Here is a 14,250-nt window from a genome sequence, read left to right as displayed (position 1 = left end):
CCCCCCTCATATAAAAACTTACCTGTGGGGGGGCCGGGTCCTTGGTTTATAACCGCCTGTGATCACCCCGCAATTTCCCTGGGGGGGGGGGGTCTGTATGCCCGCCACGTCGACGAAGGTGACGATCGGGATCGAGAAGCAGTCGCAGAAGCGCACGAAACGCGCGGCCTTGCGGCTGGCATCCGAATCGAGCACGCCGGCCAGCACCATCGGCTGGTTGGCGACGAAGCCGACTGTGCGGCCTTCGACACGGCCGAAGCCGGTGACGATGTTTTTCGCAAAATTCTGCTGGATCTCGAAGAAGTCACCCTCGTCGGCAATTTTAAGGATCAACTCCTTGATGTCGTAAGGTTTGTTGGCATTGTCGGGAATCAGCCGGTCGAGCGACAGATCGTGATCGGTGACCGATTGGTAGCATTCGATCTCGGGAATTTCCGCCGTGTTGGAGGCGGGCAGCAGATCGACCAGCCGGCGCATCTGCAGCAGCGCCTCGACGTCATTGTCGTAGGCTCCGTCGGCGATCGAGGACTTCGTTGTGTGGACGGAAGCGCCGCCGAGGCTTTCGGCGGTGACCGTCTCGTTGGTGACGGTTTTCACCACATCCGGCCCGGTGACGAACATGTAGGAGGTGTCGCGGACCATGAAGATGAAGTCGGTCATCGCCGGCGAATAGACGTCGCCGCCGGCGCAAGGGCCCATGATCAGTGAAATCTGCGGGATGACGCCGGAGGCCAGAACATTGCGCTGGAAGATCTCGGCATAGCCGCCGAGGGCCGCCACGCCTTCCTGGATGCGGGCGCCGCCGGCGTCGTAGAGGCCGATGATCGGCGCGCGGTTGCGCAGTGCCATCTCCTGCACCTTGACCACCTTTTCGGCATGCGCCTCGGACAGCGAGCCGCCGAACACGGTGAAATCCTTGGCGAAAAGATAGACCGGGCGACCGTTGATGGTGCCCCAGCCGGTGACGACGCCATCTCCGGCGATCTTGGTTTTCTCCATGCCGAAATCGGTCGAGCGGTGCTCGACATACATGTCGAACTCCTCGAACGAACCCTCGTCGAGAAAGACGTCTATGCGTTCGCGGGCAGTCAGCTTGCCCTTCTTGTGCTGGGCGTCGATGCGGGCCTGGCCGCCGCCCATGCGGGCGATCTCGCGGCGGCGCTCGAGTTCCTTCAGCACGTCCTTCATGACCGGTCCCCGAAACGGAAAGCTGGATTGTGGTAATCATGCCCGGGGGAGAGCGCAAGCGCCGCTTCCTAATGGCTTTTGCTGCGCTGCAGCATCAGGCCCCTTGCATTTCGATGCGAACTGGGCCATATGCGGCGGCATAGGCGCTTGGGCCGGGATAATCCGGCCTTCTCGATGAATGAGACTGGTTGCGTCTGTTTTCCCTCTTCCCGACATATCGGCAAGGTGGCGAAAAAGCCCCGTGGCATGATGCCTGCGGGCACGACAGCGCTGCCGTGCGGACGATAACGTCCGCCCGCCTTGTCGTTTCATGACAGTTTTCGACGGCAGGTTGCGCCCTGCCGCCACTGATGTTTGCGGCCAGGAGCCGCATGAAAGAAGAATATTTTGACCAATGAAAACACTTTGACCGGTACGGACGCTGGGGAACTGAACGGTTTCGCCGCACTTGGAATCACCGGTGCACTGCTCAAGGCCACCAATGCCGCCGGCTTTACCGATCCGAAGCCGATCCAGGCCCAGGCGATCCCGCCGCAGCTCGAAGGCCGCGACATTTTCGGCATCGCCCAGACCGGCTCAGGCAAGACCGCGGCGTTCGCGCTGCCGATCCTGTCGAAGATCATCGCACTTGGCACCAAGCGCCGGCCGAAGACAGCCCGCGCACTGATCCTGGCGCCGACGCGCGAACTCGCCGTGCAGATCGAGGAGATGATCAAGCTGCTTGCCAAGGGCGCGCATGTCTCGACCGCGCTGGTGCTTGGCGGCGTCTCGCGCTTCAGCCAGGTGAAGAAGGTTGCGCCCGGCGTCGACATCCTGATCGCAACCCCCGGCCGGTTGACAGACCTGGTGCGTGAAGGCGACCTCGTGCTTGCCGACACCAAATGGCTGGTGCTCGATGAAGGCGACCGCATGCTCGACATGGGCTTCATCAACGACGTCAAGCGCATCGCCAGAGCGACGGCGCCGGACCGTCAGACGGTGCTGTTCTCGGCAACCATGCCGGCCGAAATCGCCGAACTGGCGAAAGGCCTGCTGAAGAACCCGATTCGCGTCGAAGTCGCTCCTCACAGCACCGCGGCCGCCGAGATCGTGCAAGGCGTCGTCTTTGCCCGCACCAAGCAGAAGCGTCAGGTGCTGGCCACCATGCTTGCCGACGAGGCGATGAAGTCCGTCATCATCTTTTCGCGCACCAAGCATGGCGCCGACAGGGTGACAAAGGATCTCGAGCGTGACGGCTTCAAGGCCGCCGTCATCCACGGCAACAAGTCGCAGAATGCTCGCCAGAAGGCACTCAACGATTTCCGCGAGGGTTCGGTGCGCATTCTCGTGGCGACCGACATTGCGGCGCGCGGCATCGACGTGCCGGGCATAAGCCATGTGGTGAATTTCGACCTGCCGGACGAGGCGGAGAGCTATGTCCACCGCATCGGCCGCACCGGCCGTAACGGCATGGACGGCATCGCCATCACGCTCTGCGACCCGTCCGAAAACAGCAAGCTGCGCCAGGTCGAGCGCATCATCCGCACCAAGCTGCCGATCGTTGCCGACCATCTCGGCAGCCCCGATCCACAGCGCAATCCCGCCGAGAAGAACGAGCGTAGTTTCGAACCGGCCAATGATCGCAACGACCACAATGGCCGTCGCGACGGCAGGCGGCCCGGCGGCGCAAACAACGGCTTCGGCAAGAAGCGGTTCGGCGACAAGCCAGCCTTTGCGGGCGAGCGCAAGCCGGAAGGCGCCAAGCCCTTCAAGGGCAACAACAAGCGCCGCTTCGGCGGTAAGCGGCCGGCAGCGCGGGCCGCATAGCCTGACCGTGTTGCGGTCGGCCAAGCTTGGCATGGGCACTCACGATTGAAAAGGGCGACCGGAGTGATGCTTCGGTCGCCCTTCTGCTTTGAGGCCTTGGTTTACTTCACCACCGCCTCGACCCACACGACAATCCGCTGCGCCAGGAAAGCCGTGGTCGATGGCGACAGCGCGTCACCCGCAATGACGTGGTTGTCGGGGTCGCCGGTATCATCGACCGGCACCAATTCATGTGCGGCGCCCCAGCGAGCCGCGATTTCGCGCGTGCGATCTGGTCGTACCACCTTGTCCGAATCCGAAAAGATGAACAGGGCAGGGATGGACGTCTTCTCCACCGGCGCGCCGTAGGCAAGCTCTGTCAGCGCCGCCATCGGCAATGTCGCGGCGATTGGGTAGCGGTAGGTCCAGAACCTTTCATGCAGAGCGTTGCGCGGCACGAAGCCACGCTCCTTGCCGGCGACGAACTCGGCGATCTGTCTGCCCCACGGTAGGGTCAGCAATTCGGCGCCGGAGGCCTTGACGCCGAAATTCGGCGAAATGAATGCGATCGCCGCGACGCTGTTCGATGCGCTTGGCTGCGTCGCAGCCCACGCCGCCAGCGAGCCGCCTGTCGAGGTGCCTATGACGATCACCTTGTCGCCGATCGCCCGGATCCTATTCGACCGGTGGCTTGTGGTCGAAATTCAACGGCCGCGCATTCCAGCGGGTGACGGTGCTGATCACCCATCGGCAGAACGGCCTCGGTAGTATCCTGAGCAGCTTCAGTGTCCAGCTCAGGCGGCGTGGGAAAGTGACTTCGAAGCCACCGCATTCGATGCCTCGCGCGATGCGGCGCGAGGCCAGATTGACCGGCATCAAGCCCGGCATCGGCAGGAAGTTCTTCTCGGTCAGCCGCGTGTCGACAAAGCCTGGATTCATCACCTGGATGCGGACGTTCATCTTGTCGAAATCATATTTCAGCGACTCGGCCAAGATATTGACTGCCGCCTTGGTGCCGCCATAGGCGGCGGTGGTGGGCCAGCCGAAATAGGCGGTGACCGAACCGATCAGCACGACATGGCCGCGCGAGCGCACGCGCATGCGTTCGATGACCGGCAGCAGGCCATTGATGATGCCGAAATAATTGACTTCGAAAGACCGACGGAAATTGCGCGCGACAAGATCCTCGCCCGGCGTTGCGATATAGCTTCCCGCGTTGAACACTGCCAACACGATCGGACCGAGATCTTTCTCGATCGCTGCAACCGTCTTTGCCATGCGTTTTTCGTCGGTCACGTCGCAGGGAAAGGCTACGACACGGCCCGCCATCTGCGCCGTTTCGACGATGAGCGTATCGATCGGATGGTCATCGGGCGCAGTCACTGCGACGACATAGCCCTGAGCGGCAAGATCCTTGGCCAGCGAACGGCCGATACCGCTGCTGCCGCCCGTAATCCAGGCGACGCCATGCTTCGGATTGGCCCGATAGAGTGTCATGCTGCGCCCCGCCGGCTCTTCTTAGCCTGTGCTCTAGCGATGAAGAAATCGAATGAAAAGAGTGCTTTTCGGTACATGGTTGAAATGAATGCCGGCCGGGCGCGCCTGGCTGCAGCAATTGCAGTGTGCGAAATGCGACTGGACCAAGCAAATTCTTGCCTTGAAACCGAAGCTTCGGGTTTCTAGGGTTTCGCCGCACCCACAAAGGAATCTCCATGCCCCGTTCTGTGATCGACGTGATCGGCAACACGCCCCTGATCCGCCTCAACAAGGCCTCGGAAGCAACCGGCTGCGAGATTCTGGGCAAGGCCGAATTCATGAATCCCGGGCAGTCGGTCAAGGACCGCGCCGGCCTGTTCATAATCCGCGATGCGGAACAGCGCGGGCTGCTGCGGCCCGGCGGCGTCATCGTCGAAGGGACGGCCGGAAATACCGGCATCGGATTGACACTGGTTGCCAAGGCGCTCGGCTACCGCACGGTGATCGTCATTCCCGATACCCAGAGCCAGGAGAAGAAGGATACGATCAAACTGCTCGGCGCCGAGCTGATCGAAGTGCCAGCCGTGCCCTACAAGAACCCGAACAACTACGTGAAGCTGTCGGGCCGGCTGGCCGAGCAAATGGCGAAGACCGAGCCGAACGGCGCGATCTGGGCCAACCAGTTCGACAATGTCGCCAACCGCGACGGCCATATCCGCACCACAGCCGAAGAAATCTGGAACCAGACCGGCGGCAAGGTGGATGGTTTCGTGTCGGCGGTCGGTTCCGGCGGCACGCTGGCAGGCGTTGGCTTCGGGCTGAAGGCCAAGAACAGCCAGGTCAAGATCGCACTGGCCGATCCGCTGGGGGCTGCGCTCTATTCCTTCTACACCAGCGGCGAGTTGAAATCCGAGGGCAGTTCGATCACCGAAGGCATCGGGCAGGGGCGGATCACCGCCAACCTCCAAGGCTTTACACCCGATTTTGCCTTCCAGATCCCCGACGAGGACGCACTGCCGATCGTATTCGACCTGATCCAGGAGGAGGGACTTTGCGTTGGCGGTTCGACGGGTATCAACATTGCCGGCGCCATTCGCCTGGCGCGCGAGCTAGGCCCCGGCCAAACCATCGTGACCATGCTTTGCGACTACGGCACGCGCTATCAGTCGAAGCTGTTCAATCCTGAATTCCTGCGCGAAAAGAAGCTGCCGGTGCCGGGCTGGATGGAGCAACGGAGCACGATTTCGGTGCCGTTCGAAAGGGTCGCGTGATGGCGCACAAGACCGAAGCGCTGTTTCGTGACGACGCCTATCTGGGGACGGCCGACGCCACCGTCGTCGCAGTCAACGATCGCGGCGGCATCATTCTGGACCGGACCGTGTTTTACGCCACATCGGGCGGGCAGCCGGGCGACACTGGCAGCCTCGAACGCGCCGACGGCACCGGCATTGCGATTGCCGCTACGATCACCGGCGAAACCAAGGACGAGATCATCCATGTGCCGGCGCCGGAGCAGGCGGTTCCACGGTTGGGCGAGCGGATGAGGCTCGCCATCGACTGGCCGCGGCGGCAGCTGCTGATGCGTATGCACTCGGCCTGCCATCTGCTTACCGTCGTCTGTCCGTTCCCGATCACCGGTGCCGCGGTTTCCGAGGACGACAGCCGTATCGATTTCGACATCCCGGATGCCGGCTTCACCAAGGAAGACGTGACGGCTAGGTTGATGGAACTGGTGCGGGCCGACCACCCGATCTTCACCCGGCTGATCTCCGACGAGGAGCTGGCATCCAATCCAAGCCTGGTGAAATCCAAGAATGTGCGGCCGCCGGCCGGCACGGGAAAGATCAGGCTGGTCTGCATCGGCGAGAATGCTTCGGTCGACAGCCAGCCTTGCGGCGGTACCCATGTGAGGAGCACCGGCGAAATCGGCGAGATCCATATCGGCAAGATCGAGAAGAAGGGCCGCGAGAACCGGCGCTTCCGCATTCGCTTTGGCCCGATGCCGCCAGCCTGATATAGGACTGGGACAGGCGGGACAGGAGAGAAAAGATGGCCGACGACAGTCCTTTCACCATCGATGCCGATTGGTTGCAGAAGCGGCTCGGCGAGCCTGGGCTGACGATCGTCGACGCGTCCTGGTATCTGCCGGCGCAAAAGCGCGACGCGCGCGCCGAGTATGACGCAGCGCATATTCCAGGCGCCCGCTTCCTCGACCAGGATGCGGTTTCGGACCCCGAACCGGCTCTGCCTCACACGCTGCCGTCGCCGCAGCATTTTGCCCAATATGTCGGCGCGATGGGCATTTCGGCCGACGACACGATTGTTGTCTATGACGGGCCAGGGTTCTTTTCTGCACCGCGCGCCTGGTGGTTGTTTCGCGTTATGGGCGTGTTCCAGGTCTATATACTCGACGGCGGTTTCGATCGTTGGAAAGCCGCCGGACGGCCGGTGACGGCGGAGCCGACGAAGATCGCGCCTTGCGTGTTTTATGCCAACTTCGATGCCGCCCGCGTCGCCAGCCTTGCCGACATGCGCCGGATCGTCGAGACGGGGGAGAGCCAGATCGCCGACGCACGCTCGCCTGGCCGTTTTGCCGGCACCGAGCCGGAGCCGCGCCCCGGCATCCGCTCCGGCCACATGCCGGGCGCGCACAACGTGCCGTTTTCGGCGCTTTCGGAAAACGGCGAATTGCTGCCCAAGGACAGGCTGCGCAAAGTGATCGAGGAGGCCGGCATCGATCTGTCGAAGCCGGTCGTCACCTCCTGCGGTTCGGGGGTCACCGCGGCAGCCATCACGCTGGCCCTGGAGACGCTTGGCCATGCCGAAAACAGGCTTTACGACGGGTCATGGACGGAATGGGGTGGGCTTTCCGACACGCCCGTCGTGACGGGCAAGGACCGACGGTGATGAAAAACGGAGCGCTGGAAGACATCGACGTCACCGTGACGTTTCTCGAAATGCATGTGCCGCCTGCCTATTCGCCGCCGCTGCCGTACAACCGCCAGATCGCGCTGCTCAAGACCAAAGACATTCCGCTGCATTTCTACCGCTATTTGATGGATCGGGTCGGCCGCAAATGGCACTGGGTCAACGTACTGAGACTGAATGACGAGGAGCTTGCGGCGGGCATCCACCGCGAGGACCGCGACATCAGGGTGCTTTATCTCGACGGCGCGCCGGCCGGCTTCTTCGACCTCAAGCCGCATCTGCCGGAGGAAGTGGAACTCGCTTATTTCGGCATGATGGAGCACGCGACCGGGCAAGGCATTGGCCGCTGGTTCCTCGGTGCGGCAATCGCCGCAGCCTGGGCGCACGGACCCAAGCGGGTGACGGTGCAGACCTGCACCCTTGATCACCCAGCAGCCTTGCCGCTTTATCAAAAACTCGGCTTCACGCCGGTGGCGCAAAAAAAGGAGGTCGTACATCCGATGCCTTTTGCCGAGCGCGCGGCCAGCGTCATGCGGCCCTGATTTTCAGGCTCGTTCATCCAAGCTTCAGCTAGTCTTTGCCATCTTGTCGGCATCACAATGCGGCCGAGGGCCGAAGGAGAAAAGACATGCTGACCCGACGCACATTTGCCGCCGTGCTGGTTGCGGCACTCGCCATGCCGACCCTTGCCGTTGCCCAGGCGACCACGCCTTCGGCCGCCACGATCGAGCGCCAGCTTGAAGCCGCGCCCCGGGTGAAGCTGCGCCCGAATCAGCGCGTCACCATCCGCGAATTCAAGAAGCGGCCGGACTTGCGGCGCATGGCCCGCTCTATCGATATCCAGTCGATCAATTTCGCCTTCGGCTCGGCTGCCATTTCCGAATCGCAATACGCCAAGATCGAAAACATCGCCGATGCACTTCAGCGCATTCTGCGGCGCGATCCGGGTGCCCGCGTGCTGATCGAAGGCCATACCGATGCTGTGGGCTCCTTCCAGTCGAATCAGATTTTGTCCGAACAACGTGCCGCCTCGCTGAAGCGCACCTTGCTGCGTGAATTCGGTGTGCCGGGCTATGCGCTCGAAACCGTCGGCTACGGCGAGGAGTTCCTGCTCGTGCAGACGCAGAATGAGAACTGGCGAAATCGCCGGGTGACGCTGCGCCGCTTCGACGACTTCATCCGTTAAAATGATCTAGCCGTTCAGGGTCTGGATCAATATTCAAAGGCGAGCCCGACTTGAATGAGCCGGGCTCTTTCCATATCGCTGTCGTCTAAAAACCGATGGTGATGGAGGATCGCACGATGGCAATTCGCGTGGTAATGGCCGGCGCGACCGGTTGGGTCGGCAAGGCGCTGGTTCCGGCGATCGGGGCGCAAGGTGACATGGCGCTGGCCGGGGCTGTGTCACGTAGCGGCGCGGGACAGGATTCCGGCCTGCTGGTTGGCATGCCGGCTAATGGTATCTCCGTTTCGGCCTCGCTGGCCGAGGCGCTGGAGGCGCCGTCGGACGTACTGGTCGACTTCACCAAGCCACGTGTCGTGAAAGACCATGTGCTGCTCGCCATCGACAAGGGACGGCACGCTGTGATCGGCACATCGGGACTGGGTGCTGCCGACTATGCCGACATCGACGCCGCGGCGCGCGCCCACGGCGTCGGCGTCTTTGCCGCCGGCAACTTTTCCATCACCGCTACGCTGATGAAGCGGTTTGCACTTATGGCGGCAAAATACGTGCCGGATGTCGAGGTCATCGATTATGCCAGTGCAAAGAAGCCCGACGCGCCCTCCGGTACCGCGCGGGAACTTGCTGAAGCGCTGGCCGACATCCGCAAGGCTTCGACGGCAAAGCCGGTCTCCGAGGTCTCCGGCGTGCCGGCTACACGCGGTGCTGCGGTCGGCGCGGGCGAGGGGGTGCAAGTGCACGCGCTTCGCCTGCCGTCCTACATCCTGTCCTGCGAGGCGTTGTTCGGCCTGCCAGACGAGCGGCTGACCATCCGCCACGATGCCGGCTCGTCCGCGGCGCCTTACGTGGCGGGCACGCTGCTCGCCATCAGGCGGGTACAGCAGATCAAAGGCCTGGTGCGTGGTCTCGACGCGTTGATGGACTGATCCATTTGGCAGGAATCGGGTGGGAAGCTCTGTCTTGCGAGCATAATTTCCGGTCAACGACACCGGAGATTTAGCCATGACGCTAAAATTCAAAGCCTTGCCAACCGATGCGGTTCGCGCGCTTCAGCGCGGCGGACCTGATGCTTATGACCTGAAGCCAGAGCGGCAGATTTCGGACGGCGACGGCGTGCCTTGCCGCCACTGCCTGAAGAATGTTGCTGTGGGAGAAGCCTATCTTGTTCTGGCCTATCGGCCTTTTCCTGAGCTGCAGCCTTATGCCGAAACCGGGCCGATCTTTCTGCATGCGGAAGAATGCGAACGCGCCGCCGAGGGGGAAACGCTTCCCGATATACTCGAAAGCAGCGATTACATCGTGCGCGGCTACGGCAAGGACGACCGCATCGTCTATGGCAGCGGCGGCGTCATTCCGACCGATGCCATCGCGGCACGGGCGGAGACGTTGTTCGAGCGCGACGACATTGCTTACGTCCACATCCGCTCTGCACGCAACAATTGCTATCAGTGTCGGATCGACCGCGTGTAATCGGATCGGCTGCACCGGCTTGAGGCTGTCGTACTCCCGTCGCATACCTGCGGTAGAAAGCGACTGTCGATCGATTTGCCGACCGCGGATGAACCGGCGGGAATTCTCGACAACCGAGGAAGCGGGGCTTTGGCTCCGCTTTTTTGTGCCTGCATCGTCCGCAAAGAAAAAACCCGCCGGGATTAACCGGCGGGCTCGAACGATTTGCCTGGAGGGCCTTAGTTGAATTTATACTTCGCACCGATGCGGACGGTATGGAAAGAAGGAGTGGTGGTGAGGACATCGCCCGGCCCTCCAAACTCCTCCAGAATATCCTTCTCGGCAAACTGCGAATAGCGATATTCGAGACCGACAGTTACGTTGTTGGTCACGGCCGCTTCCAAACCACCACCGACCGAGAAGCCGCTAGAGCCCCAATCGATGATGTCGCCGATGGGTGAAGATGCGTTCAGATCGAAATGCTGCCAGCTGTAGCCGCCAAGCACATAGGCGAGGGTCGATTCGTTGACTTTCAAACCGACCCGGCCCAGCACATCGAAGCCATAGTCTGTGTCCAGATTGATGGATCCGCCGGGCACTTCCAGCTCCGTAGTCATGCCGGAGTAGCGAGCATCCACCATGACTCCCGCAACCCAGCTGCCGAAATCATGGTCGTAGCCCGCGTTCAATTCGCCAAATACGCCTTCGCCGCCGATACCGTTGAATTCCAGGTCGCCAAGCGGCGGCACATTGATCTGATGCACCGACGCACCCGCGCCGCCCGCACCACCGATATAGAAGCCGGTCCAGTTGTAGGCAGGCGCTTCAAAAGACGCAACGCCGCCATTCTGGGCGCCAAAGCGATAGTTGGCGGCAACCTGGAACGTATGCCGCGATGTGTCGAGGTTGAGTGCGCCATCTGGTGCGCCGAACTCGGAGAGGAGATCATCGTTGGTGCTGAATTGGGTATAACGATATTCGGTTTTGATGGTCCAGTTGCTGTTAATGGCCGTCTCAACGCCGGCTCCGACGAAATAGCCGTTCTGGTCCCAGTCGAAATCAAAGCCTGCGTTCGTGTCGAATTTGTATTTCTGCCAGGAATAGCCACCAAGCACGTAACCCAAAGTGTTTGGCGTGAAGAGGTAGCCTGCCCGCAAGCCAGCGTCGAAACCATAGGTTTCTTTGACCGACGCATCGAATCCAGCAACGTCGAGCGAGGTTTCGATGTTGCCGGCATGAGCGTCTAGAAGTCCTCCGATCAGGAAGCGCGGCGCCACCATATAGTCGTACCCAACGGTGAGTTCACCGTACACGCCTTCGCCACCAATGCCGTTGAACGACACCCCAGGAATGAAATCGCTGCTCAACTCGTGGACGTTCGCCCCGGCGCCAACGCCAAAGCCGACGTAGAGTCCACTCCAGTTAAAACCCGCCGTCTCAACCACCGGTTCGACCACGTCGGCGGCGTGAGCAACCGACCCAAGCGCCAGAATGGAAACTGCGCCAAGAAGAAGAGATTTAGCGGATTTTCTGCTGATCATTTGCCCTACCCCTAATAAACCCAGCATCTTCTTAGCATCGGGTCATTAGGGCGGCTGTAACAAAAAAGCCACAGAAAGAGCACATTGCATCAAACGGGCACCAGATGCGGGAAAAATCTGCTGTAGACCGTGAAAATTGCCTGTGAACAAGCAAGCCGCCGACGGCATCGGCGACTCATCCGGAAAAAACGGTTGGAAATCAGGCCGCGAGAACGGCCTTTGATTCGACCAGCTCGTAACCGAGTGCTTCGGCCACTGCGCGATTCGTGATCTTGCCCTTGTGGACGTTCAGCCCGTTGCGCAGATGGTGGTCGTCTACCAGCGCCTTGAGGCCCTTGTCGGCGAGTTGCAGGCCATAGTGCAGCGTCGCATTGTTGAGCGCGTGGGCCGATGTGACCGGCACCGCACCCGGCATGTTGGCGACGCAATAGTGGATGACGCCGTCGACCTCATAGGTCGGCTCGGCATGGGTGGTGGCGTGCGAGGTCTCGAAGCAGCCGCCCTGGTCGATGGCGACGTCGACCAGCACGGCGCCTTTCTTCATGCCCGAGAGCATTTCGCGCGTCACCAGCTTGGGCGCGGCTGCCCCCGGGATCAGCACGGCGCCGACGACGATGTCAGCCGAAAAACATTCTTCCTCCAGCGCCTCGACGGTCGAGTAGCGGGTGTGGACGCGGCCTCCAAAGATATCGTCGAGCTGACGCAGGCGCGGGATCGAGCGGTCGATGATGGTGACGTCGGCGCCAAGCCCGGCAGCCATCCGTGCAGCATGCAGGCCGACGACGCCGCCACCGAGCACAGTGACCTTGCCGGGCAGCACGCCGGGCACGCCGCCAAGCAGCACACCGCGGCCGCCATTGGCCTTTTGCAGCGCCGTGGCCCCCGCCTGGATCGACAGGCGGCCGGCAACTTCCGACATCGGTGCCAAGAGCGGCAGGCCGCCGCGCTCGTCGGTGACGGTCTCGTAAGCTATTGCGGTGACGCCGGAGGCCAGCAGGCCCTTGGTCTGCTCCGGATCCGGGGCGAGATGCAGATAGGTGTAGAGGATCTGGCCGTCGCGGAGCTGAACCCATTCGTTGGGCTGCGGCTCCTTGACCTTCACGATCATGTCCGACTTGGCAAACACGTCGGCCGCCGTCTTGGCGATCGTGGCGCCGGCGGCGCGGTACGCGTTGTCGTCGGCTCCGATGCCGGCGCCGGCGCCGGTCTCGATCAGCACTTCATGGCCATGCGCGACATATTCGCGGACCGAGCCCGGTGTCAGGCCGACGCGGTATTCATGGTTCTTGATTTCCCGGGGGCAACCGACGCGCATCTTTTTTCTCCTGATCCGGCCCTTTTAGGGCCTGTTCCCTGTCTAGAGATAGTGAACCACGAATCGTTCGGGAAGTGTTTGCGAATGCGCTTGCCGAAGAGACTACTGTTCGATAATCGTTGCGCGAAACAGTAGAATTATCGCAGGAACCCGCAAAAATGCCGCTCGACAGGATTGATATCGCCATTCTCGAGACATTGCAGAAGGATGGGCGGATACCCAATGCAGCGCTCGCCGAAAAGGTCGGCCTGTCGCAGTCGGCCTGTTCGCGGCGGCTGGACAATCTGGAGAAATCCGGAACCATCCGCGGCTATCACGCCCGGCTGTCCAACGCCGCACTTGGGCACCAGATGACGGCGATCGTGCATATATCGCTGTCCGGGCAGTTCGAGAAAACGTTGTCGGATTTCGAAGCGGCGATAAAGCGCTGCCCGAACGTCCTGTCCTGCCATCTGATGTCGGGCGAATATGATTACATCCTGCGCATCGCGGCGAAGGATCTCGTCGACTACGAACGCATCCACAAGGAGTGGCTGTCGGCAATGCCGCATGTGACGAAGATCAATTCGTCCTTTGCCTTGCGCGAAATCGTCGATCGCACGGCCGTTGGAATGAAGCCTGAGCTAGCCTAGGCCCCGAACTCGCCTAGGCCCCAAACTCGCCTAAACGTTGAATGACTCGGTCACCACACGGTCCATCGGAATATCGTGCGGCTGCGGGTAGATGGTCACGATGCGCTGCAACTCGTAGCCGACGCCGATGACCAGCGGCTTGAACGGCATCGCGGCAAGCGTGCGATCGAAGAAGCCGCCGCCATAGCCCAGGCGAAACTGTCCGGGATCGATTCCGACGATCGGCGAAATGACGATGTCGGGCAGCACCGGATCACCCTCGGCCGGTATCGGGATATTCCAGACGCCCTTCTCCAGCCGGTCTCCGTGGGTATAGGCGCGAAAGACCAGCGGCCGGTCTTTCTCCACAACAACGGGCAGCGCCGTGCGGCCACCCCGCGCGTTAACGGTTTCCATCCACGAGCGCAGGTCCGGCTCGCCGCGAAACGGCCAGTAGAGGCTGACCATGCGCCCGGCGATGTCGCCGATCACCGCATCGAGACCATCGGCAATGCGCTGCGACATGGCTGTGCGCATGTCGGCGGAAACGGCAAGGCGGGATGCGATCAACCGCTCGCGCTCGGCCTTGCGCCAGCGCCTGACATCGGTCCATTCGGACAGCGGCGCTTGGAACTCCGGATCGAGCTCGTGCATAAAACAAGGCGGCGAGGCGTACTGCCCCGAGCCTTCATCTTCATCCTTAGCCATGATTCACCTGCAATATACTGTTCCGACCAAGCCATATCTGGGACGTAGGCTATATCCGGGAATGAG

At 61.6% G+C, this 14,250-nt stretch carries 13 protein-coding genes and 2 pseudogenes; 9 read left to right on the top strand and 6 right to left on the bottom strand.

The genetic code is table 11. The features are described 5' to 3' along the window. Window positions 1-45 precede the first annotated feature (45 nt). Window positions 46-1,188, bottom strand: a pseudogene (locus tag NKH01_RS04580) (acyl-CoA carboxylase subunit beta); the annotation flags it as partial. A 387-nt stretch (window positions 1,189-1,575) separates the two neighbouring features. On the opposite strand from NKH01_RS04580, the gene NKH01_RS04575 reads away from it, so the two are divergent. Continuing rightward, window positions 1,576-2,994, top strand: coding sequence for a DEAD/DEAH box helicase (locus tag NKH01_RS04575; protein ID WP_353019154.1), 1,419 nt, complete (start codon window positions 1,576-1,578; stop codon window positions 2,992-2,994). A gap of 101 nt (window positions 2,995-3,095) precedes the next feature. Here NKH01_RS04575 and NKH01_RS04570 read toward each other — a convergent pair. Next, a pseudogene (locus NKH01_RS04570) lies at window positions 3,096-3,644 on the bottom strand (alpha/beta hydrolase); the annotation flags it as partial. Window positions 3,645-3,648: 4 nt separating this feature from the next. Beyond that, window positions 3,649-4,470, bottom strand: a complete 822-nt coding sequence (locus tag NKH01_RS04565; protein ID WP_353019153.1) for an SDR family oxidoreductase — start codon at window positions 4,468-4,470, stop codon at window positions 3,649-3,651. Between the two features lie 215 nt (window positions 4,471-4,685). Between NKH01_RS04565 and NKH01_RS04560 the strand changes: the two genes are divergently transcribed. From NKH01_RS04560 to NKH01_RS04530, 7 genes are all read left to right on the top strand, one after another. Beyond that, window positions 4,686-5,720 carry a cysteine synthase A gene (locus NKH01_RS04560; protein ID WP_023717544.1) on the top strand — a complete coding sequence of 345 codons (1,035 nt, stop codon included), beginning with the start codon at window positions 4,686-4,688 and terminating at the stop codon, window positions 5,718-5,720. Next, the gene (locus NKH01_RS04555; RefSeq protein ID WP_023717545.1) at window positions 5,720-6,463 is read left to right on the top strand and encodes an alanyl-tRNA editing protein; all 744 of its coding nucleotides are present in this window, start codon (window positions 5,720-5,722) and stop codon (window positions 6,461-6,463) included. Before NKH01_RS04560 ends, NKH01_RS04555 begins: the two co-directional genes overlap by 1 nt. A 35-nt stretch (window positions 6,464-6,498) precedes the next feature. Then, window positions 6,499-7,356, top strand: coding sequence for a 3-mercaptopyruvate sulfurtransferase (gene sseA / locus NKH01_RS04550; protein ID WP_353019150.1), 858 nt, complete (start codon window positions 6,499-6,501; stop codon window positions 7,354-7,356). Next, complete coding sequence (locus NKH01_RS04545; protein WP_023717547.1) at window positions 7,356-7,919, top strand: GNAT family N-acetyltransferase; 564 nt, start codon at window positions 7,356-7,358, stop codon at window positions 7,917-7,919. Before sseA ends, NKH01_RS04545 begins: the two co-directional genes overlap by 1 nt. 86 nt (window positions 7,920-8,005) lie before the next feature. Next, window positions 8,006-8,563: an OmpA family protein gene (locus NKH01_RS04540; protein WP_352789938.1), complete on the top strand. Its 558-nt coding sequence runs from the start codon at window positions 8,006-8,008 to the stop codon at window positions 8,561-8,563. A gap of 116 nt (window positions 8,564-8,679) precedes the next feature. After that, on the top strand, window positions 8,680-9,486 hold the full coding sequence (dapB, locus tag NKH01_RS04535) for a 4-hydroxy-tetrahydrodipicolinate reductase (RefSeq protein ID WP_353019147.1): 807 nt from the start codon (window positions 8,680-8,682) through the stop codon (window positions 9,484-9,486). Window positions 9,487-9,562: 76 nt separating this feature from the next. Beyond that, window positions 9,563-10,030 (top strand): DUF1203 domain-containing protein, encoded by a 468-nt coding sequence (locus NKH01_RS04530; protein ID WP_352482525.1) that lies wholly within the window; start codon window positions 9,563-9,565, stop codon window positions 10,028-10,030. Between the two features lie 218 nt (window positions 10,031-10,248). On the opposite strand, the gene NKH01_RS04525 is transcribed toward NKH01_RS04530, so the two are convergent. Both NKH01_RS04525 and ald read right to left on the bottom strand, forming a co-directional pair. After that, window positions 10,249-11,550, bottom strand: coding sequence for an outer membrane protein (locus NKH01_RS04525; RefSeq protein WP_352482526.1), 1,302 nt, complete (start codon window positions 11,548-11,550; stop codon window positions 10,249-10,251). A 199-nt stretch (window positions 11,551-11,749) separates the two neighbouring features. Continuing rightward, on the bottom strand, window positions 11,750-12,865 hold the full coding sequence (gene ald / locus NKH01_RS04520; RefSeq protein ID WP_352641875.1) for an alanine dehydrogenase: 1,116 nt from the start codon (window positions 12,863-12,865) through the stop codon (window positions 11,750-11,752). Window positions 12,866-13,023: 158 nt separating this feature from the next. Here ald and NKH01_RS04515 point away from each other — a divergent pair, with 158 nt between their 5' ends. Next, entirely contained in the window at window positions 13,024-13,497 is a 474-nt protein-coding gene (locus tag NKH01_RS04515) for an Lrp/AsnC family transcriptional regulator (RefSeq protein ID WP_023675099.1), read from the top strand. Between the two features lie 30 nt (window positions 13,498-13,527). Here NKH01_RS04515 and NKH01_RS04510 read toward each other — a convergent pair whose 3' ends face one another. After that, window positions 13,528-14,184, bottom strand: coding sequence for a 5-formyltetrahydrofolate cyclo-ligase (locus tag NKH01_RS04510; RefSeq protein ID WP_352641873.1), 657 nt, complete (start codon window positions 14,182-14,184; stop codon window positions 13,528-13,530). Window positions 14,185-14,250: the final 66 nt, after the last annotated feature.

Source organism: Mesorhizobium sp. M1403 (assembly GCF_040317695.1).
Classification (GTDB): domain Bacteria; phylum Pseudomonadota; class Alphaproteobacteria; order Rhizobiales; family Rhizobiaceae; genus Mesorhizobium.
This window is presented reverse-complemented; position numbering and strand designations above follow the sequence as displayed.

What these genes read in the sequence shown, in the direction of transcription:
- NKH01_RS04565 (WP_353019153.1), bottom strand. Translation starts at nt 4,470, where the DNA reads ATGACACTCTATCGGGCCAATCCGAAGCATGGCGTCGCCTGGATTACG.
- NKH01_RS04560 (WP_023717544.1), top strand. Translation starts at nt 4,686, where the DNA reads ATGCCCCGTTCTGTGATCGACGTGATCGGCAACACGCCCCTGATCCGC.
- NKH01_RS04555 (WP_023717545.1), top strand. Translation starts at nt 5,720, where the DNA reads ATGGCGCACAAGACCGAAGCGCTGTTTCGTGACGACGCCTATCTGGGG.
- sseA (WP_353019150.1), top strand. Translation starts at nt 6,499, where the DNA reads ATGGCCGACGACAGTCCTTTCACCATCGATGCCGATTGGTTGCAGAAG.
- NKH01_RS04545 (WP_023717547.1), top strand. Translation starts at nt 7,356, where the DNA reads ATGAAAAACGGAGCGCTGGAAGACATCGACGTCACCGTGACGTTTCTC.
- NKH01_RS04540 (WP_352789938.1), top strand. Translation starts at nt 8,006, where the DNA reads ATGCTGACCCGACGCACATTTGCCGCCGTGCTGGTTGCGGCACTCGCC.
- dapB (WP_353019147.1), top strand. Translation starts at nt 8,680, where the DNA reads ATGGCAATTCGCGTGGTAATGGCCGGCGCGACCGGTTGGGTCGGCAAG.
- NKH01_RS04530 (WP_352482525.1), top strand. Translation starts at nt 9,563, where the DNA reads ATGACGCTAAAATTCAAAGCCTTGCCAACCGATGCGGTTCGCGCGCTT.
- NKH01_RS04525 (WP_352482526.1), bottom strand. Translation starts at nt 11,550, where the DNA reads ATGATCAGCAGAAAATCCGCTAAATCTCTTCTTCTTGGCGCAGTTTCC.
- ald (WP_352641875.1), bottom strand. Translation starts at nt 12,865, where the DNA reads ATGCGCGTCGGTTGCCCCCGGGAAATCAAGAACCATGAATACCGCGTC.
- NKH01_RS04515 (WP_023675099.1), top strand. Translation starts at nt 13,024, where the DNA reads ATGCCGCTCGACAGGATTGATATCGCCATTCTCGAGACATTGCAGAAG.
- NKH01_RS04510 (WP_352641873.1), bottom strand. Translation starts at nt 14,184, where the DNA reads ATGGCTAAGGATGAAGATGAAGGCTCGGGGCAGTACGCCTCGCCGCCT.